Raw genomic sequence first — 24,243 nt, forward strand, 5'->3', positions numbered from 1 at the left:
CCCATTTCCCCACCCCTTGCTTCCAATCCACTCAGGTTTTTTTTCACCATGATACGACGTGTCAAACGTGTTTTCGTGACCGCGACCGGATGCGGTACTGCATTGTTCGCCTCCTTGCTGCTGTCGTTCTCGGGCAACGGAGACGCCTGGGCAGACGCTCCCGTCAATCAACTCAATGAAGCCGAGCGACGCGGGGGCTGGGAACTATTGTTCGACGGCCAATCGATGGATCAATGGCGAAACTATCAAAAGGATGGTTTGTCCGATGGTTGGAAAGTCACCGACGGCCAGATGATTCGCGCAGAGAAGGACGCGGGCGATATCGTCACCAAGGACAAGTACGAACAATTCGAACTGTTGTTGGAATACAAGATCAGCGAAGGCGGCAACAGCGGCGTGATTTTTCGAGTCACCGAAGATAACCCGCGTCCTTGGCACAGTGGTCCAGAGATTCAAATCCAAGACAACGTCGATGGGCACGATCCGCAAAAGGCTGGCTGGTTGTATCAGCTCTACAAACCGTTGACGCCATCGTGGGCGCAAGAGCGCGGTCCGATCGATGCGACTCGCCCTGCCGGCCAGTGGAACCAGCTCTACGTTCGCATTACGAATGACCAGAGCGAAGTCTGCATGAACGGTGTTCGCTACTACACCTTCAAAATCGGCGACAAGAACTGGAACGAGAAAGTTGCCGAGAGCAAGTTCTCGAAGTTTGAGGGTTTTGGCAAAGCCGCCTCAGGTCATATCTGCTTACAAGACCACGGCAACGAAGTCGCATTTCGCAATGTCAAGGTCCGTCGACTTGCCGAAGACGGGTCGGTGAAGCAACCGATCGACGGCAATTTGAATCTCAGCGGCGAGCTTGCGTTTCCAAAACTGAAGTGGGGCGATCCGAAAACGGATTCAGGCAACTGGGAGCCCGTTGATCCGTCCGGCAAGATTCGTCCGTTGCGTCTGATGGAACTGACGTACGCCAACGGAGACAGCAATCGGTTGTACGCTGCCAGCCAGTACGGAGCGATTTGGAGTTTCGAGAACAATCGCGACACCGTCGAGGCTCCGATGTTTTTGGACTTGCGCGATCAGGTCTATGACTGGAAGAACCGGGGCGCCAACGAACAAGGCTTGCTCGGTTTGGCCATGCACCCGTCGTTCAAAGACAACGGCAAGTTCTATGTGTACTACACGCACAAAGACGGTCAGCGCTCGATCGTTTCGCAGTTCAAGGTTTCCGCTGACAATCCTCTCGCAGCCGATCCGGCATCCGAGCTTGTGTTGATGGATATTCCACAACCGTATGCCAATCACAACGGTGGCAGCATCGAGTTTGGCCCCGACGGATTTCTGTACATCGCTTTGGGTGATGGCGGTGACCGCAATGACCCCAAAGCAGCCGGGCAAGATCTGTCGGCATTGCTGGGATCGATCTTGCGGATCGATGTCGATCATCCTGCCGATGGAAAGCCCTACGGTATCCCGTCGGACAACCCCTTCGTCAAGAATCCCGATGCATGCCCGGAAATCTACGCCATGGGCGTGCGTAACCCGTGGCGAATCGCGTTTGACAAAAAGACCGGTGATCTCTGGATGGGAGATGTCGGTCAAGAGTTGTGGGAAGAAGTCAACATCATCACCAAGGGTGGCAACTATGGATGGAGCAATCGCGAAGGACTCTACGGTTTTGGCAATCGCGAAGACGTCGCCGGCGTTCCTGATCCGATCGATCCGATTTGGCAATACGATCACCGAGTCGGCAAGTCGATCACCGGCGGACGCGTTTATCACAGTGATCGTGTCCCTGAGCTGACCGGCAAATATGTCTACGCCGACTATGTCACGGGCATGATCTGGGCGTTGACCTATGATCGTGAGACGGGCAAGGTTGTGCGTAACGAACAAGTCGTTCCCGACAGCATCGCGGTCTTGGCGTTTGGCGAAGATCAGAACGGCGAAGTCTATTACTTGACCGACAGTTCGCGTGGCGAGTGCATCTATCGGTTCAAAGCGAAAGACTGATCAGCATGTCGGACAGTTCGAGCCAATGGAACGTGCCTGCGAAAGTCACACCGGCTTTTGCATACAGCGGTGGGGGACGCAAGCGGAGTGCGTCTCTGCAACGGCACCGCCATGGCTGGATGTTCGGTTTGCGTGTCCTGTTCTGCCTCTGTGTGCTGGTGGTGGTCGGCTTATGTAGCCCGAGTGTGTCACTCGCGCAAACAGACGATGCGTCGGCTGAATCGGTGGTCTCAGTCGGTGAGAAACTTTTTGCGTTGCAGGTCCTGCCGATCTTTCAGGACAAGTGTTTTGGTTGTCACAGTCCCGACGCCGACGAGCTGCAGGGCGGCTTTGATCTTAGCCACCGCTCAGCGATGTTGGAGGGCGGTGACGCCTACGGTGATACCGTGATCGTACCGGGCAGCATCGACGAGAGCGTGATCTTGGCGATGGTGGATCGCAGCGAAGACGGCTTTGAGATGCCGCCCAAGGAATCCGACAAGCTGACGCAAGAACAGGTGTGGGCGATTCGTGACTGGATTGCCGCCGATGCACCTTGGCCGGATGATCAACGGGTCACTGAAATTTACGATGCATTCGCTGAGGGCATGACCGTCCAGACCAGTGGAGGACTCAGCGATCAGTGGACCAATCGCAAGTACGATCCAGAGGACTTGTGGGCGTTTCAACCCATTCGTCGTGATTTTGACGAGTGGGTCACCGCAGAGAGAGGCAATCCTATCGACCAAATCGTCAATCGACGACTTGGGCAACTCGGTATTTCGCCGGCACCCTTGGCGGACAGACAGACCCTGATTCGACGTGTTTGTTATGACCTGACCGGTTTGCCGCCATCGTCGACTCAGATGAGCGTCTATCTTTCTGACCAGCGTGATGACGCCACGGCCTTTGCCGCGTTGGTGGATCGATTATTGGAGAGCCCGCACTACGGGGAGCAGTGGGCGCGGCACTGGCTGGACGTGGCTCGCTACGCCGACAGCTCAGGGTTTGCCAACGACTGGGAACGCCCCAACGCGTGGCGTTATCGCGACTACGTCATTCGTTCTTTCAATGACGACAAACCGTTCGATCAATTCACCATCGAGCAGATCGCGGGCGACGAGTTGGCCGCAGCCTCCAAGAAACCACTGACCGATCCTGTCAACGTGGATCGCTTGATCGGGACCGGTTTCCTGCGGATGGGACCGTGGGAACATACCGGGATGAGTGTGGCAAAGATCACTCGGCAACAGTTCTTGGACGACGTAACCGATTCGGTCGGTCAAGTCTTTCTGGCGCAACCGCTGCAGTGTTGTCGATGTCATGATCACAAGTTCGATCCGATTCCCACTCGAGACTACTACTCCATTCAAGCCGTTTTCGGGACGACGCAGTTTGTCGAAGTGGAGACTCCCTGGTTGCCCAGCGAAAACCTGACTGGGATGGATCGTGATCGACAGTATCACGAACAGCGCCATCAGGCGAACGCTGAATTACTGAAAGGGATTGAGAATGAGATCGCGCAAGCCGAGGCAAGATGGTTTTCCGAGCGAGACTTGCCCTACCGATCGATACGTGAGGCCAAGAAAGCCGGATTGGACGAAGATCAGTTGCCGCCCGGTCCCCTCAATACTCCGGAACAGTTTGGAATCGAGCGTATCGGACGCAAGTGGCAAGCGAGGTTTTCTTGGGAGTTTGATCGCTACGAGCCCTTTGCGTTGAGCGTGTACAACGGCAAAACGCCGCCGGCGACCACGCAAACCTCTCGCTTCAAGATGCCACCGGACCCGATGGGCCGTGGCGAGTTGGAACAAACCGCGATTCTGGCCGGCGGCGATCCCTTCGCTCCTGATCAACCGGTCAGCCCCGGCGTGCTATCGGCGGTTCCGCAAGCGAAGAAGTACAAGCTGCCGACTCAGCCAACGGGGCGGCGTTTGGCGTTTGCACGTTGGCTGATCGATCCCGATCATTCGTTGACATCTCGGGTGATCGTCAATCGCGTCTGGGCCAGCCACTTTGGTCGCGGCATCGCGGGCAACCCGAACAACTTTGGCGCGACCGGCAAGAAGCCGACTCATCCGGAGTTGCTGGACCACTTGGCATCATCCTTCGTCAGTGAAGGGTGGTCGCTCAAGAAGCTACATCGATTGATCCTGAACTCCGACGCATACAAACGTTCGACGCAGCATCCTGACATGCGAATGCTCGGGGAAAAGGATCCAAACAACGAGTCGTACGCAGTCTTTTTGCCGCGACGTTTGACGGCGGAGGAAATCCGTGACGCCATGTTGATGGTTTCCGGTGAACTCAATCCGACGCTCGGCGGGATCCCCGTTCGTCCGGACATGAATCTGGAGGCCGCGTTGCAGCCACGAATGATCATGGGAACCTTTGCCCCGAGTTACGTGCCCAGCCCTGAACCGGCGGACCGAAACCGACGTTCGATCTACATCCATCGACTTCGCGGACATCGCCTGCCTTTTTTTGAGACATTCAATCAACCCGGAAGCGAGAAGTCGTGCGAACTGCGTGATCAGTCCAACATCACGCCGCAAGTGTTCACGCTGCTCAACGGCCAGGAGACCAGTGACCGAGCGCTCGCGACCGCCCACGCGGTGATGGAGGAAACAGATACGGACGAGGAAGCCATCGCGTCGGTGTTTCAACGCATTTTGGGTCGCGCGCCGTCGGAGACCGAACGCAAGGCGTCGTTGGATCACTGGAGGGCGATGACCGATGTGCAATCAGGTATCACGCCTCAGCCGATGCGTTATCCAACAGAAGTCGTGCGTGAGGCGATCGATGAAAACACAGGCAAGCCGTTTGAGTTCAAGGAAACGCTGTTCGCCTACCGTGACTACAAGCCCGATCTGCAACCTCATCAGGTCGACGCCAAGACACGCGGTTTGGCGGACGTCTGCTTGGCGCTGCTCAACAGCAACGAATTCGTTTACGTTTATTGAGAGAAAAGCATGTTGAACCCAACAAGACGCTCGTTTCTCTACGGCTTGACTTCGTCGATCGGCAGCGTTGCCTTCTCAGCGATGCTGGCCGAGTCGATGGGCTCTCGGGCGTTGGCTGCAGAGACACAGAATTCACAGGGGACACAGACGCCTGGACCGCATTTCCCAAACGCAAAGGCCAAGCACTGCATTTTTTTGTACATGGAGGGTGGTCCGTCTCACATCGACACGTTTGACCCCAAGCCGAAGTTGAGCGAGTTGCATTTGCAGGAGTTTCAGCGAAGCGGCAACGAGCAGTCGGCGATGAGTAGTGGCAAACGTTACTACGTTCAGAGTCCCTTCGGATTTCGCAAAGCCGGCGAGAGTGGCGCGGACATGTGTGATCGTTGGGAGCATCTGCCCAAGGTTGCCGACGAGCTTTGTTTTTATCGTGGCTGCCAAGTCGAATCGGTCAACCATCCGACGGCGAACTATCACGTCAACACGGGCAATCGCTTCGGCGGCGATCCGTCGATCGGAGCTTGGGTGAGCTACGGCTTGGGTTCGGAGAACAAGGATCTGCCTGGTTTCATCGTGCTGCCCGAACTGGCGTATCCACAAGGCGGCGCAGCGAACTGGTCCAACGGTTTTCTGCCAACCGCTTTGCAGGGCACCCCGCTTCGGAGCAAGGGCTCGCCGATCCTGGACATCGCGCCGCCTGAGGGCGTCACACGACAGCACCAACGGATGAACTTGGACTACTTGCAACGGATGAATCAACTGCACGCGGAGCGTCATCCCGAACACGAGGACTTGGCCGCCCGGATGGCCAACTATGAACTCGCTTTCCGAATGCAAATGGAAGTTCCCGAGACGCTCAGCATCGAGGATGAGTCCCAAGCCACGTTGGATGCCTACGGTGTCGGTGTGAAACCGACGGACAACTTTGCACGTCGGTGTTTGTTGGCCCGCAAGTTAGTCGAAAAAGGCGTGCGGTTTGTGCAGGTCTACGCGAGCACGTGGGACTCCCACGACTACATTGAGAAAGCGCACGGGGCGCTGATCCCCAGTGTCGACCGTCCGATCGCCGCATTGATCGCGGACTTGCGTCAGCGCGGACTGTTGGACGAGACATTGATCGTTTGGATGGGGGAGTTTGGACGTACGCCGGACAACGGAATTCGTGGTGGCGGCAAAGCGTACGGGCGAGACCACAACCCCGATGCGATGAGCATTTGGCTGGCCGGCGGCGGATGCAAGGCTGGGCACACAATTGGTGCGACGGACGAAATAGGAGCCACCGCGGTGGAGAACCAGCGTCATGTCCGTGATTTTCACATCACGCTGTTGAAGCTATTGGGTTTGGATGACAACAAACTCACGTACTATCACGCGGGCCGATTCAAGCAACTGAGCCAGTTCGGCGGCAAACCGATCGATGAATTGATCGCGTGAGCAACGCACAATCAAAAAGTGACGGATTTCGTAGTGGACGAAGTCACGAGTCCCGTGCTCCAGGACTCGTAACCTCGTCCACTACGCCAGTAATAGGATGAAATCCACTCGTTTGCGCTTCGTGCTGGTATTTTGTCACGAGTCATTTTCGGTGGGATTTCTGGCGAAATCCACTACGCGCAGCCGTTGCTCAGCCGTGAGTCAGGGAACCGTTGCAGGTTCCCGATTGGCTTCGCCGTAGTGCAGTTTCAACGCCAGTCGGCCGCAGCGTTCTTGGAACTGTGCCGGGGTGTCGTCGGAGCCTGCGGCGCACATGTCATCGATCCACTCGGGCCATTGGTCCAAGATTCGCGATGCCAATTTGTGGCGTCCGACCGAGGACAGCGGTCCCATGGAAACGACGCGGTCGATACGGCCGGGACGTGATCCGATGGCGCCGGGTTGTCCGATCGCGGGATCGATCTTGTCCAAGTGGTTGGTGCTGATCATGACCATCAGACCGTCCGCACGCTGGACACCATCGAGGCAATTAAGCAAACAATCAAACGTCAGCGCGGGGCCTTGCTTGACTGCCACATTCTCGCGTCCTTCGAAAACCGCGTCGATGTCTTCGATCAACGCCATGCAAGGCACTTCGGCCAGCATTTGATTCCACGCTTTGAGCAACTCATCGTTCTTCAGCGTGGCCAAGTCATAGACAAAGATTGGCAGATCTAGGTCTTCCGCGATCGCACGGGCCAGTGCAGTCTTGCCCGTACCGGGTGGTCCGTGCAGCAAATAGCCACGTCGCCAGGGCAGCCCACGATTTCGGTGCCACGCTTCGGTCTCCCGCCAGCGATAGGCTTCCTGGACCAGTTCCTCGGTGGCGTCATCCAGGGCAAGTCGCGACAGGGCGCTGACGGTTTCCTCAGGATCTGGACCCAGGTCAGCAAAATCCCAGCCGAGCGGTCGGTGGCTCAGGCAAGCACGAATATCGGAGCTGCTCGTCGGCGAGTTGGAACGTCCCTTGGCTTGCACCATCATGGAGTTGCCAGCCGTTCCGTGGACGAAGCGGATCGAGTGTCGCCGTCCACCGGTCGATTCGTACTGTCGTACTTGGCGATTAAAAAACTCCGTCGCGTCCACAATCAACTGATCGGGATCGATCAAACCGCGAGCGTAGGTGACGCTGATGGTTTGATAGTCGTAGTCGGCGGCCTGCAAGCCTTCCTCCAGATCACCGAGCGCCTCTTTGCTCTTGGCCACCCAGATCGGAATCCAACCTCGCCAATAAAGTCTGCCCGATGGCGGTGGAACTTCCATGGACACCAACTGGACACGTTGGCTGGGACGCACAAAAAGTTTCCAGCCCACGTAGGCACGGGGTCCGAATTTTGACGCCGTGTAGTGATGCTTCAGATACAGCATCATCGCGTCGGCTTGATAGCCACTGACCGTGATCTTGACGACAACGCGTCCAGCGACTTGTTGAACAATGTTCTTGATGTGTCCCCAGCCGGCCGCGATCAAAGTCAACGCGGCTGCCGATCCGGCAAACATCCATCCACTCGATAATTCTTGCACTCTCTAACAATCTCCGTGTTCAATCTTTGGCGATTTGGAGCACGCATCCTCCATCCGCACATGACGTCAGACACGAATCATACGCAGGGGTTCCCTGAGAAAGAAAAAATGCGGGTTCGCCCGTCGGATTACGCTTTGCGGACAGTGAACGGCAACGTGGGGCAGGTTTGCAACCTGCCAATCTTCCAGAACCACAGCCCGCAAGCCTGCTCACCTATTCTCCGTCCGACGTTGAGATTTCGTCCGGTGTCTGCAGCATTTTTTGAATCATGGGCATCACGACGCTGCGGTAGATGCCGCGTGCCATCGGAAAACGCTTCATCGTTTCGAATGTTTCGTACAGCGTTTGCCCTTCGGATGCCGTCATCGGAACCGTCATCTTGCGCCCTTCGGCGTCCACCAGCACGGATTCGTACATCCAATCACCCCGCTCGTTTTTCTCTCGTGTGACATCGTCCAACTGCGCGGTTTCCGGGTCGAAACTACCGCCAGCGTTGGCTTCCTTTTCAACGTACATCTGAGTGTCCAATCCGAGTGATTGGGCGATGGTTGAGGTGACCTCGGAAACCGATTCGTCCGACGCGATCGCTTCGAGACGTTTGAGATTGGCGTCCAGTTGAGAAAGCTTTCGCTCGTCGGGCAGCTTGGCGACGGACTCGATCTTGTCGTTCAGAGAATCTTGGATCTGCGTCGGGTCGATGGGCTGCTCGACCGGAGAAGGTTCCAACACTGGAGGCGGTGCTGGTCGTGGTGCGGGCCTGCTCGTGTCGCTGGCAGCCGACTGTGTTGCTGCTGATGCGGAGTTTTCGGAGCGAGACGGGACGTACCAGCACAGCAACCCGATTGCCAAGACCACGTGGACACCGATCGATGCGAGGATCGCGATGCGGCGGCGTGAGTGACGGTTGGGTTGGGTTGCTGGCACGTGATTGCTGGATGGGTTTCGTTCAGGGGTAGGTCAGCCTGGAAAGGCTGACGTACGGGGCTGACGTACATCTTTTTACGGACTTAGGCGTTGCATGATCCATTGGTGGTCGCTGCGGGTGTAGTGTATTCGATCATGCAATCTGCCCACTCGGCCTTGCCAGAACTCGATGCTGTGGGGCGTGACTCCGTAGCCTCCCCAGTGTTCTGGGCAGGGGATCGTTTGCCCATCGAACTGCATGGCGGCACTTTCCATCGCCCTTTCGAGTGTCTCGCGATCGGCCACGATGTCGGATTGGTTGCTCGCAACGGCGCCGAGTTGGCTATCGCGCGGTCGGCTTTGAAAATAGGTTTCGGAGCGTTCGCGGGTGGCTTTTTCAACAGTGCCATCGATTCTGACTTGGCGTTGCACGTGTGGCCAGTGAAAACAGAGCGAGACCTTGGGACAGGCTTGCATTTGCCGACCTTTGATCGACTCATAATTGGTAAAGAACCAGAACTTGTCGTCCTCCAGAGCTTTGAGCAAAACGATCCGAGACGTCACACTGCCGTGGCCGTCCGTCGTTGCCAGGGTCATCGCGTTGACTTCAAGCCAATCGGGGGCTCCGCAGTTCAAAGCTTCCACCAGCCAGGATTGAAACTGAACCAAAGGGTCGTCTGCCATGTCTTTCTCTGACAGTCCGGCCATCGAGTAACTCTGACGCATTTCTTCCAGATTCATGGGATTTGCCTGTGAGATATGGACCCGGCGAGAGGGACTCGGGCCCGCGGTGCTGACTTGAGGGTTGTAAGTTTTGGTGGGGGCAACTCTGGACTGCTCAAAGTTTGGTGTTGTGTCTTTTTGGGTTTGCGCAAGTTTATGTCCCTACTGCCGGCGCAGCTGGTGGCCCCAGTGAGCCTCAGGCGCTAGCCGTGGGCCTGAGGCGGATTGTGGTGCCGGCCCACGGCTAGCGCCTGAGGCTCACTTTGATTGCGATGCATGGAACGAAAACATGGAACGAAAAAACAATGTCAACCCCAAACTTTGAGCAGTCCGGGGCAACTCCCCCAACGGGAGACGGTGTTGGCCCCATGTTTCGACAAAAGCGATTCGCTTGGCAACCACCTGTGGCAACTTTGCCCAGAAAACCAGTGATTGGCACGCGGATTGCCACGTATGGTTCGTTGGAGCAATGCTGCCACGCTGGCAATTTCGTTCACAGCAGGAACTTTGATGTCTGATTTGATTCCATTTGTGCCTGATCACACTTATGTGGGCAAGCTCTTGGTGGCTTCGTCCTTGGTCGCCGATCCTGTTTTGTCGCGCTCGGTCAGTCTGGTCGTCCACCAGGACCCCAAGCAGATTTTTGCGGTGATGCTCAACCGTCCCATGAGTCCGCATCCTGCTGCGCTGTTACAGATGCTGCATGATCAAGCGGGTGAGTCGCAAACTGATCTCAATGCTGGTTTAGCGACCGATTCCGGCGAAGATGGCGATCCTGCGACACCGTCCGACCGGGTGGGGCACCTCGCCAGCCAAGCGAAACAGACAGCCGCAGAGGCCGCGGCTGCCGTGGGAACGGTTCATTTCGGTGGCCCCCTTTCTGGGCCCGTCGTGGCCGTTCATGGAGCCAGTGAATTTGCGGAAGCCGAGACAGGAAACGGTGTTTACGTGGCCGCGCAGCGTCAGCTGCTGGAGCGTTTGGTCAAGCAAAAGCCTGGTCCATTCCGGCTGATCGTGGGGCACCTTGGCTGGGGGGTCGCACAATTCGAAATGGAGCGTCATGCGGGGCTCTGGCACGTCATTGATGCGACCAGCGAAGCGGTGTTCAGCAATGACGTCGACATGTGGCCTGGTCTGATTCATCGCGCGACCTCGTCTTCGGTCGCCAGCTGGCTGGGGATACCGGATTTACCCAACGCGGCGGCTTACAACTGATCGTCGTGCTATCGAACGTAGGATTCTCAACAGGTCGCTCCTTTCGCATTGCACCGGACTTGGTAACTTGGCGTCGAAACGCTTTCCCGTCCGAATTGCCCCTCGCCGTTTGATCCGCAGTGCCCTCACCCGATTCGAAAAATGATCCGCCGGAACGAAAGCCGTTCCGCATCCAACGCAAGCGACTGGGGTCAATCCGCAAGATCGATCCGAAGGGTGAGTTCGGTTTCATTGACGCAGAAGATTTTCGAGACGACGTTTTCTTTCACCGAACGGTCTGGCAATCCAATGCGCTTCAGCAGTGGAACACCGGGCCGTTGAGCGTCGAGTTGGAGACACAGTTTGTCGAGTTTGAGATCGACGACGAAGTCTGGGCGACCGACAAGAAGCTGCGAGCCAAGGTCGTCCGACCGACCAGGCGACCGGAGGGCCGAAAGATGAGCGGCCGCGACGCGACATTCAAAATCATCACGCACCATCCCAACGCCCGACGAAAACGCCCCAAGTGGCGTGGCAATTCTTAGTGATCGGACTCGGCGGATTGCGTTCATGATTGGAGGCCATGGAACTGCGCTGTAAGTGTGTCGTTCTAACATTGTCGGGTCGCTCGATACTGAAGTTTGTCCAACCTGTGGGTCTAAGAGATTTGTCGAATCCGACAGATGGGACTTATGGGACTTGTAGGACTGATGAGTCGCGTTGGTCCTATTTGTCTTATTGGTCACATTCGATTTCGTCAAACGGCAATCTCGCCGATGAATACCGACGGAACAATCGGTGCCAGCCAACAACTGGACCTGATGAGTCGGACTCATCATTGTTGCGAGGGTACCTGCAGAGCTTTGCCGACTCTCAGTCTGTAGGATCGGTACCCGGGTTTCATGATCCGGACTAACAGCAAGCTAAGCTCCCAGTGCGATCGATTCTCTCAGCACGGCGGCTGCTCTGGCACCGACAAACTCGTCACAACCCGTAATCACGGAATCAGCGGGCGAAACTCGTCGACTGAGTGGATCAAGCATTTGGACTTCATCCCCATCCGTCGCTTGTTGCAGCCCCGCCCCATGCCCACCAGTGATCCGAACTCAAACGGTGATTCGTTGCCCGTCTCGGCAGAGAATCAAGACGAATCGGACTTGACGTCTTGTCAGGGCGCGTTGGGTGTTCCTGACGCAACATCCAATAGCACGTCGTCACAGAAAAGCTCTCGACAGAACAGTTCCCTGGGTAGCAGCGGGCGGCGGAAAATCAAACGCACCAGCAAAGTCATCCCTAAGGTCGTCTCGCCGGCACCAATGCCGCCACCCAAACCGTTGATGCGACAAGAGCTCTGTGACGCTTCCTACCTCGGCCTCGTTGCAAACGCTGCGTCCAAACATCGCTCATCCAAGCACCCAGCAGACGATCCCGATTCACAAACGCAAGCCACATCCGATGCCTTGATCTCGGCTCGCTACAAGCGTATCGGTGAACTGGGGCGTGGCGGTTGGGGAGTGGTGGATCGCGCGATGGATCGGCAATTGGGACGCGAGGTGGCGGTCAAGCGGATCGTCGCGTCAAGCTCTTTGTCGGAGGAGGATCAAGCTCGTTTTTTGCACGAAGCGAGGGTCACCAGTCAACTGCAACACCCCGGCGTTGTGCCCGTTCATGAACTGGGTGAAGCCGACGGAGAAGTGTTCTATGTGATGAAACTGCTGGAGGGCGATAACCTCAAGCATCACATCCGCAGCGTCCACCCGGAGCCCGGCTCTCAATCGCACCTGAAGACTCAGTCGCAATTGGTTGATGCGATCGGACCCTTGCTGGAACGATTCATCTCCGTTTGCCAAGCGGTCGCCTATGCACACGAAAATGATGTGATCCACCGCGACCTCAAGCCGACCAACGTGATGGTCGGGGCTTTCGGTGAGACCATCGTTGTGGACTGGGGACTGGCACGTCAGGCCAATGAAGAAATCGACGATGCGACATTGACCGGATCGTCCAGTCGCGGATCGGGAATTTCTGAAAGTGATGGCACGGTGGTTGGTACTCCGGCCTACATGGCACCCGAGCAAGCTCGTGGAGAAATTAGCGCCGTGGGCTGCCACTCCGATATCTATTCTCTCGGCGTGATGCTCTATGAAATCATCGCCGGTCGACATCCGTATGCCGGAATGCCGATTGCCGCGGTCCTGCCCGAAGTCATCGCGGCACGCTGTCGTCCGCTCGCAAAATCACAGCCCAGGACTCCTCGACCACTGCTGCGCATCGTGGAGACCGCAATGGCGTCCGCCCCTGCGGATCGATACGCCACGGCGAGCGATCTGGCGGACGATGTTCGACGATTCCTGACCGGGGACAAAGTCTCGGTGTATCAGGAAACGACGCTGGATCAGATTTCCAGATGGAGCCGTCATCATCGAGGAATCGCCGTTACGATTGCCGCCGCTGTCTGCATGCTGCTGATCGTTTCCGTTGCTTTCGGCATCGTGGTTCGTCGCGCACACAAGAGCGAGCAAATCGCTCGGAGAGAAGCCGAGGCGGCGCATCGCCAAGCGTTGTTGCGTCTCGTCGATGCGAGAGATGCCGCCGATACATGGCTGATCGACCTGAGCGGCTCGCTGGAGTTTCATCCCGCAATGACGCCAATTCGTCAGCAACTGTTCCAGCAAGCCATCATGCAGTACCAAAAACTCATCGATGCGCCGATCGCCTTGGCCAATGACACCGTTGACCCTGAAACACAACAGCATCTTTTGCTCGAACGGCTGAAATGCCACTTGAGACTCGGTGATCTGTTCCGTTTGGTTGGTGATCAGCATCAGGCCGCTGAGCAGTACGCCAAGGCGGCATCCGGTTTCAAACGCCCCACGAGTGATCGTATGAAAATTTCAAACGTGTTGCTCACAAGCATCGTTGATCGACCGGAGTCGGAACCTGGCATGGAGGATCGCTTTCGACTTGAGCGGATTAATTCTCAAATGGGGCAGTGGCTCGTCGGCGATGAAATCCCCAAGGAAGACGTTTTGACGGCGGATCGAAAATGGTTGCGGCAATGGATCCCAGACTCCAAAAGTGACGGCGTTTTTCGCATCACCGAATTGCGAAACGAATTCGTGGCAAGCGTGATCAGCGCGGCCGTGCGACTGGAAATCGTGATCGCTCGGCAAGATTCGCCCGAAGCTCCGCCAGCGATGCTGGACGGGGCCGTCGGCCTTGCTCGTGAACTGGTCAGATTGCGAGGCAAGCCTAGCGACCATGCGCTCAGCCAAACCGTTCAGACACAACGGGCTCGCCAATGGGAGGACCGTGGAGAAGTAACAGCGGCGTATGAGTGTTGGTCGACGTTGATCACAGATTTGCAAACTTTGATCGAAAACCGAGGGGAACGCGTCGACTGGTTGGAATCGCTTGGCGAGGCACAGATGCGACGTGCCGGACTGTGCGGCCAACTTGGCAGATCCGAAGCGGCGGTCGACGGCTATCGCCGTGCGATCGAGGATCTGAATCGAGCGTGGTCCCTCTCGGACTACGATGATTTCTATCGAACCAATCTGGCGACAGCGAAAACCAACTTGGGATTGCTGGTCGGATCGGATGCCGACGGGGTCGATGAGGCGACAGAGTTGCTCAATCAATCCATCTCCACCTATCAGGAATTGCTACGGCAAGAAACGACCCCAGACGTGCTGCGTCGACTAGCGCAGAGCCATGTTGCATTGGCACGTGTTTTGACAGGCCGGCCAGATTCCGACGCCAATGCGGAAGCTCGTCAGCATCTTGACTCCGCGATGCTCGCCTATCAACTGCTTGCCGATCACGGCCTGTTGACGTCCGAAGACAGTCGACAGTGGAGCGAAGTCCGGACAATGATGGGGCTGCGTTAATTGCGAGGGCAATCTTGGACCGTCAAAACGTTGATCTTGACATGCAACCTCGATTCGCCAGCTTTGTGCCTCCATTTGGAAGATACGCCGAAGGCGTTAGTCAACAAAGCCCAGGGCAAGGTCCCCGCGAGTGCAACGAGTGGGACCGCCACCCTGGGTTGTGGAGCTGCGGCGCTCCGCAAGTTTCGGTCACGTCCCTCGGGCGCAGCTGGGAGGTAACAGTTGCGAAGCACGGCATAAGGCGTATGGCTTGTGTTTGGGCGGATGGTGGTGTTCGTTTTCGACTTGGAAAGTCGATAGCGTGCCCCGCCAAGCGTATGGTCGTTCCCAATCACAGAATTGCGCAGACAGACGCCCTCCCTCGCATTCGCCTCAGCGGCTATTCGCGACCTCCCCCAAGTTCCTTGGGGGAGGTGACAGCGGACAAGAAACGGCTCATAGAAAAACGCCGAAACATCAAGTCAACGCCATCCGTTTGACAGCCCATCACAACTCCCGCCAGTTGGCAGAGTCTTCCTACTCCATACAACCAGCATCGCGCGGTGTCGCTTTTTTGGTGACATGCTAGCACTTGATGAGCGCTCAGCGGATGTTTGGCGATAGAAGACGACAGCGAGAGATCTGTCATACTGGATCGTCAAAAACCGACCAAAGCATGACGGGATTCCCTCATGCTTGCTGTAGATTCGCCATGGATTGGCGGGGCACGAGACGTCCATTGGGCGTCCACTTGACGAACGAGAAAAGGATTTTTCATGTCGCGGAATCGATGTCGAAATCATGCAGGTGTGTTGCCTGGCAACGCATTGACGCTGTCGCTGATTTGTGTCGCGACGTGTTTGACTTCGACAGTCTTGGCTCAAGGCATCGCACTGCCGCCCGAGTTGGACTTGGTCGACGTGGTCGATGTTTCCAAGGATGTCCCGAAAGTGACCGTGGCGCCCGTCGCTGCCGATGCTGCCACCACCCAGCAGTCTCAAGTTCCACAGCCACAAGTCCCGCTGCCACCGCCTCGGGATCAGACATCCAGTCGCCCTTCGGCCTCGCCGCACAAGTCAGATTTGTCCAGCGACGATCGTCTTTCCAAACTGTTTGGCGATGTCAACCAAGTGAGCGAGTTGCCCACCAGTCGTCAATCGCGCGCCGTGGCACCGGCGACAGACGCTGTCTTTTCGGCCGAAGCCACCGGTCGCAAGACGTCGGACATCGGTGACCTGATTCAACAGTCCAAGGGGGCGCACGGAGTCACCATTCAGCATCGAACCCCGATCGTCAGCGACACGCGAGTTCGAGGCCAACGTGTTGGTCAGGTTCTTGCCTCCGGTTCGTATTGGGCGCCTGCGCGGATGGACCTCGACACGATGATGAACAAAATCGACTCACGTTTGATCGAGGATCTGATTTTGATCAAAGGTCCTTACGCAACGAGATACGGTCCAGGATTTCGTTTCGTCGACCTGGAGTTCATTCACTCGCCACGCCACGAGGGAGGACATGAACTGCACGGCAGCACCAGTGCGACCTACAACACCAATGGCCAGCTCTGGTACGGCAGGCAGACCTTTTCCGGAGGTAGTGACCACTACGGGTATCACGTCAGCTACGGACATCAAACCGGCAATGACTACGAGACAGGTGAAGAAGGATTCTTCATGCCGTCGAGTTACAAGTCACGCGATCTGTTTGCTGCATTCGGGTTTGACCTGTCGGATCATCAATCGCTGGAATTCAACCTTCTGCGACTGGATCAGACGGATGTTGAGTTTCCCGGTCTTGTTTATGACCTCAACTATCTGGTGACCGATGGCTACGAAGTCACCTACACCAATACGCAGGCCATGATGTCGGATCAGTTCACCGCCGAGTTTTGGTACAACCGGACGCGATTCGAAGGCGACACGCTTCGTCCGGGTAAGAACGCTCAAATTCCGAGTCTGCAACTGAGCCTGCAATCGGTCAGCGGGTTCGATGGCTATGCGGTGACCGACGGGGACGCGTTGTCGGCGGGCTACCGTTTAGAGAACACGTTTCTGACGCAGTCGGGTCAATGGTCGATCGGAACCGATTTGATTTTCTTGAATCAAGAGGTCAATGACATCGAGCCAGAATCACCGTTCGGTGACGACAACTATCCCATTCCTCGTAGCAACTCGGTAGACGTAGGGATGTATATCGAAGACGTCGAGCAGGTCACCGAGCGGTTGACGGTGACCGCTGGGGCTCGTATTGACGGCGTCTTTACCCACGCGGAAGAGTATGTTGATGGCGTGCCAGGATCATTGAAGGATTACTATGACGCCGAGTTGGAGCAGGACTTCCTCCTCGGGGGAGCTTATCTGACCGGTGAGTATCAGCTCTCGCCAGGCTGGACGATCGACGCAGGTGTCGGCAGCGGGATTCGCCCACCGACTTTGACCGAGTTGTATTCGCTGTATGCGTTCATCGGATCACTGCAACGCGGGATCACTTTCCTGTTGGGTGACCCTGAGCTGAAATCCGAGAAACTCTATCAGGTCGATGTCGGTACTCGTTATCAAGATGACCGCCTCAGCATGGGACTGCATGGTCACCATGCATGGATCCACGACTACATCACTTACGACCTATTGGACCCGGCGGGCAGCATTGACGGTTTCCAGCAAGGAGCCGCCTTCGTCAACACGGACTTGGCCACCTTGGCGGGTTTCGAGACCTATGGACAGTACGCGATGAGCGACATGTTCACGGTGTTTGGCAGCATGAGCTACATCGAGGGACGTGACCACTCTCGTGACAATCCAGCCAGGCTGTCTGGGTTCGCCGACCGCAGCGACACCCCGGACACCGAGCATGAGCCGTTGCCCGGTATCAACCCGCTGGAGACTCGTCTGGGAATCTTGATGCAGGATCCCACGCCTGGACGTCGATGGGGATTGGAGTTCATGGCCAGAATCGTGGACAATCAGGACCGAGTCGCGGCGACCTTGGAAGAGATCGAAACACCAGGTTTTACGGTCTATAACCTGCGATCCTACGTCCGCGCAGGCCAATGGCTGGTCACCTCGGGCGTGGAGAACCTGACGGACAAGTTCTACCGAGAGCACGTCGACTACCGCTCAGGGCTTGGCGTGTTCCGCCCCGGGATCGGTTTCTATCTTGGGACAGAGCTGACCTACTGAACTGGTTTGCTAAACTGGTTTGCTGAACTGGTTTGCTGAACTGGTTTGCTGAACTGGCCGAACTCACGATCGCTGCGATCGTCATAATCGAGACCGTACTGTGCGGGACAACGAGGTCAGGACATGAGTGTGAGGCTCCCTTTCGGCGTGGCGGTTTATCGTGACCAAGATTTCAGCAAGACAATTCCCGGTGTCATTCCTACGTTGTGAATTCTTCACGTAGTCGCGTCTCTCCGAGACGCGACGCTCCGAGCCTCGGAGAGGCTCGGCTACGTGAATTGAAAAGAATCCACAACCTTTCCGTGTGACCCTCACGCCTTGCTCGGATCCATCATGTCATCCCCGCTCTCCCATCAGACCGCCACATCGGTCGTCGATCCGCTGCTTCATCAGACTCATGATGAAGCCGAGGCGACCATGCAAGCCCAGGACACGTCCATCGGAGGTGCGGGAAACCGTGAGTGCTGCCTCGTGCAAATCTACCCTGCCGATGTGGTCGACGGCATGATGCTGCTGAGTGACCACACACTGGTGATGGGCCGTGATGGTCGCTGTGAACTGATTTTGCCTGACCACAGCGTTTCACGCAAACATGCCGAGTTGATTCGCGGCGAGGATGGTTACATGATTCGCGATTTAGCCAGCACAAACGGGACGTTCGTAAACGGTCAAGCCATCGATCAGCATCTTCTTGCATCAGGCGACACGATTCGTCTGGGGAGTTTTCTGTTCAAATACCTTTCGGCAGGCAGCGTTGAATCACAATATCACGAAACAGTGTACACCGCGTTGACGCGTGACGCCCTGACGGGGACCATGAACAAACGATACTTGTTGGAGTCCCTGCAAAGAGGGATCGCCTCATCAAGCCGTCAAAAAACAGTGCTCTCGGTGCTGATGCTGGACATCGATCACTTCAAAAGCGTCAACGACACCTACGGGCACTTGGTCGGTGACGAAGTGCTCAGGGAGTTCGGCTCACGCATCAACGGTGTTTGCCGGGAAGACGACTTGCTGGCTCGATATGGCGGCGAAGAATTCTGCATGATGCTTTCTGCCACCGGTCGCTCCGAAGCGATCGAGATGGCTGAGCGTTGTCGTTCGGCAGTTGCCAGTGAACCGTTTCAAACAGCCGTCGGGCCGCTGGAAATCACCGCCAGCTTTGGAATCGCCTGTTCTGACCCTGAGGTGCCGACCTCGCCCAAAGAACTGATTGATGCAGCGGATCAAAAACTCTACGAGGCGAAGCGCGGCGGTCGTAATCGAGTCTGTGGTTGACTTCAGCCGCCACCCATCCTGTGATCAATCACCGACGCCGATATCGTCGTCGAGCGATTCCAGGATCAATTTCAATTCGGATTCTTCGTGACTCTGAAACGCCGTCTGGAATTGATGAAACCGTCTGATCAATCGTTCTCGGTGCTCGGGTACCTCTGAATCGACTTCTGCGATCTTGTCCGCTAGGTCACGGATCTGACCGAACAAGACGGAGTGCTGGCCACGCAGGGTCTCAGCGGTCAAACTCAACCGCGGTGCGATGTTGATCGCGTCGTCAAAGTAGCCGTAGGCTTCCTCCAACGAAAAGTGAATCGCCAGTTGGTCACGCAGTTCGTTGAACAAGGTCATCAGTTCCGGCCAATGATTGGCCGCCATCTCCTGGTGACTGATCATGCCCGAAATCTTGTCCCACAACGCTTTGAGTTGAATATTGTCATCCTTGATCTCTCGCAAGAATGCAGCGTTGACGGTGACTTGTCTTGTCGCGGTCCTGTTACTAACCATAGCGTGGCTCCTTGAGCAAAAGTTCCTGCACTCAGTTTAACCGAATTGGTGGTAGCCGCGACAATTTTCGCATCTTTATTTTTTTCATTCGCATTCCACTTGACCGGTACCTCCGGTTGGTTATTGCAGCGATGAAAGTCGCCTCCATTGTTTCTGCTTCGGGATTCAGGCAACTTCGATCGGAAACGGCAACACCTGATCGATGGATGATGCGCCCACTCTGATCATCAGCAATCGATCCACTCCCAAGGCGACTCCCGAGCATTGGGGCAGCCCCAACCGCATCGCTTTGACCAAGGTGGTATTCGTCTGCAACGACATTCGCCCTGACTGGCAACGCATCTGGTTGTTGGCTTCGGCACGTTGAAGCAGCACGTCAGGATCGAGCAGTTCATCGTACCCGTTTGCAAGCTCGATCCCGTGCGAAAAAAGTTCGAACCGAGCGGCGCACCGCGGGTCGTCTGCCGATGGCTTGGCCAACGCGGCTTGAGTGATCGGATAGTCGGTCAAGATCAGCGGCCGCTGCCAGCCCAGCGTTGGGCCGACGACTTCGCTCATCAACAGGTCCAGCAGTCCGTCCCGATCATCGGCAAGCGACAACACCAACGAATGGTCGCAGGTCTCCGCGGCATTGCGGATTTCATCCAATGTCGCACCGAGCGGATCCAGATCAATGGTGCGTTGGAATGCCTGTTGATAGGAAACGGTTTCCGTTGCTTCGGTCCGCAGGGACTCGCTCGCCAGCTCACCGAGCAACCCGATCGCCGACGCGGCATCGCCCCCCACCTCGTACCATTCCAACATCGTGAATTCGAGATTGTGACGCGGGCCCCGCTCACCCAAACGAAACACGGGACCGATGCTGTAGATGGATGGTGCGCCAGCTGCCAACATTCTCTTCATCGCCGACTCAGGCGATGTTTGCAAATAGTAGGTTGCCGCCAACTCGGGATGTCCGATCCCGAACTGCCCAGAACTGACCGTGATAGGGTCGATGTAGGGATCCACCACGCAATCACGACACAGGCTTGGAGGCTGAACCTCTAAGAATCCACGAGAATCAAAGAATTGGCGAATGAATCGCAGCAGTTCGGCTCGGTCTTGCAGGTGCTGGAGTTGCGGAGTCATCAAGGTTGATTCTAATGGGCAGTGCAATGTCAAAGTCAATTCATCAAGACCGCTACGCTCGCCAAGTCCAATTTGCCCCCATCGGCACCCAGGGGCAGCAACGGATCAGCCAATCTACCATCGCCACGCTGGGTTGCGGTGCGTTGGGCACTGTCGCAGCGGAAATCTTGGTCCGCGCCGGAGTGGGGTGCTTGCGAATCATTGATCGCGATGTCGTCGAGTGGACCAATTTGCAGCGTCAGGCGTTGTTCGATCAACGTGACGCTAGCGACGCGGTCAGCAAGTCGCAAGCGGCGTGTGAACACTTGGCATTGATCAACGATCAAGTGAAGCTCGAACCCCGTGTCGCAGATGTCACGCCCGACAACATCAGCGAACTGCTCAGCGGTGTCGATCTGGTCATTGATGCCACAGATAATTTTGCGATCCGTTTCTTGCTCAACGATTGGTCGCTCAAAAACGGCAAGCCATGGGTACACGGCGGCTGCGTCGGCGGTGCCGGTCAAGTGCGATTGTTTCGAGGTGACGGTCCGCCGTGTTTTCGATGCCTCGTCCCCGACTTGCCGCCCGCCGCATCGGTAGACACTTGTGATTCAGTAGGAGTCCTCGGATCGGCGACTCACGCCATCGCCAGCTTGCAAGCGACCGAGGCGATCAAGTGGATTTCGGGGAACGAGCAGCAGGTGAGCGAAGATGTGCTGTCCATCGATTTCTGGAACAATCGCGTACGTCAAGTGAAGCTCAGTGCAGAGCTTTCGGAAAACTGTCCCGCTTGCCGCCATCACCGATACGAATTCTTGGATGGAGAACGATTGACAACGGGTGACGGCGTGCTGTGCGGTCGCGACGCCGTCCAAATCAGCCGGCCGACTGCATCACCTGTCGATTTGGCCGCGGTGGCTAAGCGTTGGTCGAACTCAGGACGCGTGCAATCAACGCGATTCTTTGTAAGGCTCTTTCCCAGCGACGCACAGAGCGTGACCTTATTTCGTGACGGCCGCGTCGTCGTGCAAGGCACGACAGACGTTTCCACGGCCCGAATGCTGTACGACCGCTTCATCGGCGGATGAACCAAATCCACCATTCAACTGCCGAAGTAAAACCCGAAGCAGTCAATGCGAGACATGGCCAGAAACGAGGCGCAAGAAAAAAGCCAAACCCGGCCAAAGCTACCACGGTGTTGACGCCCTAGCCTTCGTCAATCATTCTTCGGGCAGACTTTCGATGTCAACTTGTGAGGATACAAACTCGAAATCTTCGTCTGACATTTGGAGCGTTTCGTTGTACTCCAATGCTTCCGGGGATGCCACGTAGTCAACATCTCCCTGGAACTCCTTGACGACCTCCGCGATACTCTCGATTGACACTCGAAAAAACTCTTTTCGCAAGTTGACTCGGTTAACTCTTTGTCTTTTGAATCTGCGATGCAGAGCGGCCTCCAGAGCAGGTGCGTCGCTGCTTGAAATCATCATGTGAACGTCAAAAGGAAACGGCACGGAGGCATCCCCGAGCTCGATGATGCGATCCATCGGCTGTAATCGCCGAGTCAATCCAATTTTGAACACGCCCTCGCCGAAGCTGCCGATGTTGGAAATCACGTAGACATGCCCTGCCTTGGTGAGCTGCGCCATTGATTGTGCACGTTGAGATCTTGCTTCCGCTTCTGAAAGTTTCTGTCGTAGCACTTCCACTTCGGCCGAATGCTCATCATGGGTGCGTGCCAGTGCCTCAGCTATTGCCTTCTCGATTGCAATGCGATCGGCCTCAGCTCGTTTCAGTTCTTGCTCAAGCTCCCTCTCGGCCCGCAACTCTTCTCTTAACTTCTCTTTGATTCTGGCCTGTTCTTCTTTGGCAAGTTGGCTCCGAACGGCTTCCTCGTAGTCGGATTTCAATTCAGCTTCAAATTGCAAAATCACATCCTGTTCAATCGGATACCCCTTCTTTTCACAGAATTCAACCATCTTTTGAAACCGATGCTTCTGTATCGCGTAGTTGTTCGGGGTCAGTTTTGACTTGATGCTCTTTCGCACTTCAGTGAATAGACGCTTGCTGATTTCAGACGCTGCAGACGCATATTCTTTCGCGTTCTCCAACTCTCTCGCTGCTCGTTCCCGGTCAACTTTGGCTTCTTCAAGAATCAATTCGAATTGCTGTTGCAACCGAAGATTTTCGGTCTCAATCAGCTCTCGAAAGTTCTTCTGAAATCCCATCGCGTGCCCAATCAGCTTCGCTTGATTGTGTTCGTGGAACTCTGTTCGTCGCTGCAGTTCATCAATCGCGGTATTCGCAGCGACTACTCGGCTCTTTATGTCAAGCGAAAGACTGATGGCGACAATACCGACGATGAGACAAATTCCAGCCAAAACGAAAAAGATAGTGATCTGCGAAAACAGGACGGCAATCACGGCAATGAATAGGATCGCGATGGTTCCCGCAGCCACAATCGCCGCCAATTTTCGGTCAACGTCAGGATCTCGCTGCCTTCCTTCAGACCTGTATTTCTCAAGCGAAGGAATAGGATCTCGCGAGTAGTCTAGGAAGTAGACTCTGGTCTTGCATTTTGGGCAGATTTGGGGCTTCTCTAACGTCTGAGATGCTGCAACAACCCGTTGACCACATTCCGAGCAAAACCTCGCGACTTTTTGTTCAGAATCCATTTGCCCTGTCTATCCCGGCCTTTTGATGAAACCACATTCATTTGAGCCGAAATTGTAGTGCAATCTCATCGGGCTGGAGTGAATGAGCAATTCGATCACAACAACAACTATTATCTTTGCATAGTTTGTTGGTTTCCCTGGGCTCACCTTACCCGTACATCGTTACCGCCTCCCCGACGCGACGTGGAGTGCGACGCTGGCAGGAATCCAGAACGACGCTCGTGGCCGCAATGCTGGCTTGTGGGTGGACGCACGACGCGTTGCCCCTTGGGACTACCGCAACGGCCAGAGAGTTCCTTCGTCACTTCCCCAGAATATCGAATCGATCCGCGGAACGGACACGACCGTTTACATCACCGAGACGGGTACGAACTATCACACCGCTGGCTGTCGTCACCTGCATGATTCGCGAATTGCAATCCCGTTGTCGCGAGCGAGATCAGCTTACGAGCCGTGTGGCGTTTGCCGCCGGCGCAATGAGAAACGCTTGCTCAACAGTCAAGAATGCATCTGATCGGTCAATCGTTGCCGTTGATTTGGAGTGGTTCGGATCGCCACTACTAATGGCTACAGCCTTTACCTAACCATGATACGACGCCGTCCTTTACAGTCACGCCGCCAGACATCGTTTTGGAAGTGCATTTGATGGCCGCTTTTCCTTGGATTGCTGCACGGTGGATTCGTCTGTAGGCAGCTACCATTCCGAAAGGCGCATGGTGCTAGTTGAGCTTTTCAGTTCCTCGGACCGACGGCAAAACCTCGTGGGGCATCCCCCTCGCGTCACATAGATGACTAAACGAGTTATCCGTGTGCACTAGGGTGTACGATTTAGTTTGTTCTAGCGAGATCACT

General features: G+C 55.9%; 16 protein-coding genes. 10 read left to right on the top strand and 6 right to left on the bottom strand.

The genetic code is table 11. The features are described 5' to 3' along the window. Positions 1-48: 48 nt before the first annotated feature. The 3 genes from Pla52nx_RS31075 to Pla52nx_RS31085 are packed head-to-tail and all read left to right on the top strand — an operon-like array spanning position 49 to position 6,392. Positions 49-2,016, top strand: coding sequence for a PQQ-dependent sugar dehydrogenase (locus Pla52nx_RS31075; protein ID WP_146519361.1), 1,968 nt, complete (start codon positions 49-51; stop codon positions 2,014-2,016). Between the two features lie 5 nt (positions 2,017-2,021). Further along, positions 2,022-4,958 carry a PSD1 and planctomycete cytochrome C domain-containing protein gene (locus Pla52nx_RS31080; protein ID WP_231741866.1) on the top strand — a complete coding sequence of 979 codons (2,937 nt, stop codon included), beginning with the start codon at positions 2,022-2,024 and terminating at the stop codon, positions 4,956-4,958. Positions 4,959-4,967: 9 nt separating this feature from the next. Then, entirely contained in the window at positions 4,968-6,392 is a 1,425-nt protein-coding gene (locus Pla52nx_RS31085) for a DUF1501 domain-containing protein (protein ID WP_146519360.1), read from the top strand. A 201-nt stretch (positions 6,393-6,593) separates the two neighbouring features. Here Pla52nx_RS31085 and Pla52nx_RS31090 read toward each other — a convergent pair whose 3' ends face one another. From Pla52nx_RS31090 to pdxH, 3 genes are all read right to left on the bottom strand, one after another. Further along, positions 6,594-7,955, bottom strand: a complete 1,362-nt coding sequence (locus Pla52nx_RS31090) for an AAA family ATPase (protein WP_146519359.1) — start codon at positions 7,953-7,955, stop codon at positions 6,594-6,596. Positions 7,956-8,169: 214 nt separating this feature from the next. Continuing rightward, positions 8,170-8,880 (bottom strand): hypothetical protein, encoded by a 711-nt coding sequence (locus Pla52nx_RS31095; RefSeq protein ID WP_146519358.1) that lies wholly within the window; start codon positions 8,878-8,880, stop codon positions 8,170-8,172. Positions 8,881-8,955: 75 nt separating this feature from the next. Next, positions 8,956-9,600, bottom strand: coding sequence for a pyridoxamine 5'-phosphate oxidase (pdxH, locus tag Pla52nx_RS31100; protein ID WP_146519357.1), 645 nt, complete (start codon positions 9,598-9,600; stop codon positions 8,956-8,958). Positions 9,601-10,092: 492 nt separating this feature from the next. Here pdxH and Pla52nx_RS31105 point away from each other — a divergent pair, with 492 nt between their 5' ends. The 5 genes from Pla52nx_RS31105 to Pla52nx_RS31125 all read left to right on the top strand — a co-directional run bounded on the left by Pla52nx_RS31105 (position 10,093) and on the right by Pla52nx_RS31125 (position 19,102). After that, positions 10,093-10,797, top strand: a complete 705-nt coding sequence (locus tag Pla52nx_RS31105) for a YqgE/AlgH family protein (protein WP_197454446.1) — start codon at positions 10,093-10,095, stop codon at positions 10,795-10,797. Between the two features lie 119 nt (positions 10,798-10,916). Next, positions 10,917-11,321 carry a cold-shock protein gene (locus Pla52nx_RS31110; protein ID WP_146519355.1) on the top strand — a complete coding sequence of 135 codons (405 nt, stop codon included), beginning with the start codon at positions 10,917-10,919 and terminating at the stop codon, positions 11,319-11,321. Positions 11,322-11,678: 357 nt separating this feature from the next. After that, positions 11,679-14,666, top strand: coding sequence for a serine/threonine-protein kinase (locus tag Pla52nx_RS31115; RefSeq protein WP_146519354.1), 2,988 nt, complete (start codon positions 11,679-11,681; stop codon positions 14,664-14,666). 755 nt (positions 14,667-15,421) lie between these two features. Further along, positions 15,422-17,824, top strand: coding sequence for a TonB-dependent receptor (locus Pla52nx_RS31120; protein ID WP_146519353.1), 2,403 nt, complete (start codon positions 15,422-15,424; stop codon positions 17,822-17,824). Positions 17,825-18,157: 333 nt separating this feature from the next. Further along, positions 18,158-19,102 (top strand): GGDEF domain-containing protein, encoded by a 945-nt coding sequence (locus tag Pla52nx_RS31125; RefSeq protein ID WP_146519352.1) that lies wholly within the window; start codon positions 18,158-18,160, stop codon positions 19,100-19,102. A gap of 24 nt (positions 19,103-19,126) precedes the next feature. Here the strand turns inward: Pla52nx_RS31125 and Pla52nx_RS31130 are convergent, their stop codons facing one another. Together Pla52nx_RS31130 and epmA are read right to left on the bottom strand one after the other, a co-directional pair. Next, a complete protein-coding gene (locus Pla52nx_RS31130) occupies positions 19,127-19,606 on the bottom strand; it encodes a hemerythrin domain-containing protein (RefSeq protein ID WP_146519351.1) in 480 nt (159 codons plus the stop codon). Positions 19,607-19,771: 165 nt separating this feature from the next. Beyond that, complete coding sequence (gene epmA / locus Pla52nx_RS31135) at positions 19,772-20,734, bottom strand: EF-P lysine aminoacylase EpmA (RefSeq protein ID WP_146519350.1); 963 nt, start codon at positions 20,732-20,734, stop codon at positions 19,772-19,774. Positions 20,735-20,760: 26 nt separating this feature from the next. Between epmA and Pla52nx_RS31140 the strand changes: the two genes are divergently transcribed. Beyond that, complete coding sequence (locus tag Pla52nx_RS31140) at positions 20,761-21,804, top strand: ThiF family adenylyltransferase (protein ID WP_146519349.1); 1,044 nt, start codon at positions 20,761-20,763, stop codon at positions 21,802-21,804. A gap of 132 nt (positions 21,805-21,936) precedes the next feature. On the opposite strand, the gene Pla52nx_RS31145 is transcribed toward Pla52nx_RS31140, so the two are convergent. Next, positions 21,937-22,944 carry a GIY-YIG nuclease family protein gene (locus Pla52nx_RS31145; protein ID WP_231741864.1) on the bottom strand — a complete coding sequence of 336 codons (1,008 nt, stop codon included), beginning with the start codon at positions 22,942-22,944 and terminating at the stop codon, positions 21,937-21,939. Positions 22,945-22,947: 3 nt separating this feature from the next. On the opposite strand from Pla52nx_RS31145, the gene Pla52nx_RS31150 reads away from it, so the two are divergent. After that, complete coding sequence (locus Pla52nx_RS31150) at positions 22,948-23,151, top strand: hypothetical protein (protein ID WP_231741863.1); 204 nt, start codon at positions 22,948-22,950, stop codon at positions 23,149-23,151. Positions 23,152-24,243 lie beyond the last annotated feature (1,092 nt).

Origin of the sequence: Stieleria varia (assembly GCF_038443385.1) — a bacterium.
In the GTDB taxonomy this organism is placed as follows: Bacteria; Planctomycetota; Planctomycetia; order Pirellulales; family Pirellulaceae; genus Stieleria; species Stieleria varia.

Coding starts and splice junctions, on each gene's coding strand:
- Pla52nx_RS31115 (WP_146519354.1), top strand. CDS start 11,679: ATGATCCGGACTAACAGCAAGCTAAGCTCCCAGTGCGATCGATTCTCT.
- Pla52nx_RS31125 (WP_146519352.1), top strand. CDS start 18,158: ATGTCATCCCCGCTCTCCCATCAGACCGCCACATCGGTCGTCGATCCG.
- Pla52nx_RS31130 (WP_146519351.1), bottom strand. CDS start 19,606: ATGGTTAGTAACAGGACCGCGACAAGACAAGTCACCGTCAACGCTGCA.
- Pla52nx_RS31075 (WP_146519361.1), top strand. CDS start 49: ATGATACGACGTGTCAAACGTGTTTTCGTGACCGCGACCGGATGCGGT.
- Pla52nx_RS31080 (WP_231741866.1), top strand. CDS start 2,022: ATGTCGGACAGTTCGAGCCAATGGAACGTGCCTGCGAAAGTCACACCG.
- epmA (WP_146519350.1), bottom strand. CDS start 20,734: ATGACTCCGCAACTCCAGCACCTGCAAGACCGAGCCGAACTGCTGCGA.
- Pla52nx_RS31085 (WP_146519360.1), top strand. CDS start 4,968: ATGTTGAACCCAACAAGACGCTCGTTTCTCTACGGCTTGACTTCGTCG.
- Pla52nx_RS31105 (WP_197454446.1), top strand. CDS start 10,093: ATGTCTGATTTGATTCCATTTGTGCCTGATCACACTTATGTGGGCAAG.
- pdxH (WP_146519357.1), bottom strand. CDS start 9,600: ATGAATCTGGAAGAAATGCGTCAGAGTTACTCGATGGCCGGACTGTCA.
- Pla52nx_RS31120 (WP_146519353.1), top strand. CDS start 15,422: ATGTCGCGGAATCGATGTCGAAATCATGCAGGTGTGTTGCCTGGCAAC.
- Pla52nx_RS31145 (WP_231741864.1), bottom strand. CDS start 22,944: ATGGGATTTCAGAAGAACTTTCGAGAGCTGATTGAGACCGAAAATCTT.
- Pla52nx_RS31140 (WP_146519349.1), top strand. CDS start 20,761: ATGTCAAAGTCAATTCATCAAGACCGCTACGCTCGCCAAGTCCAATTT.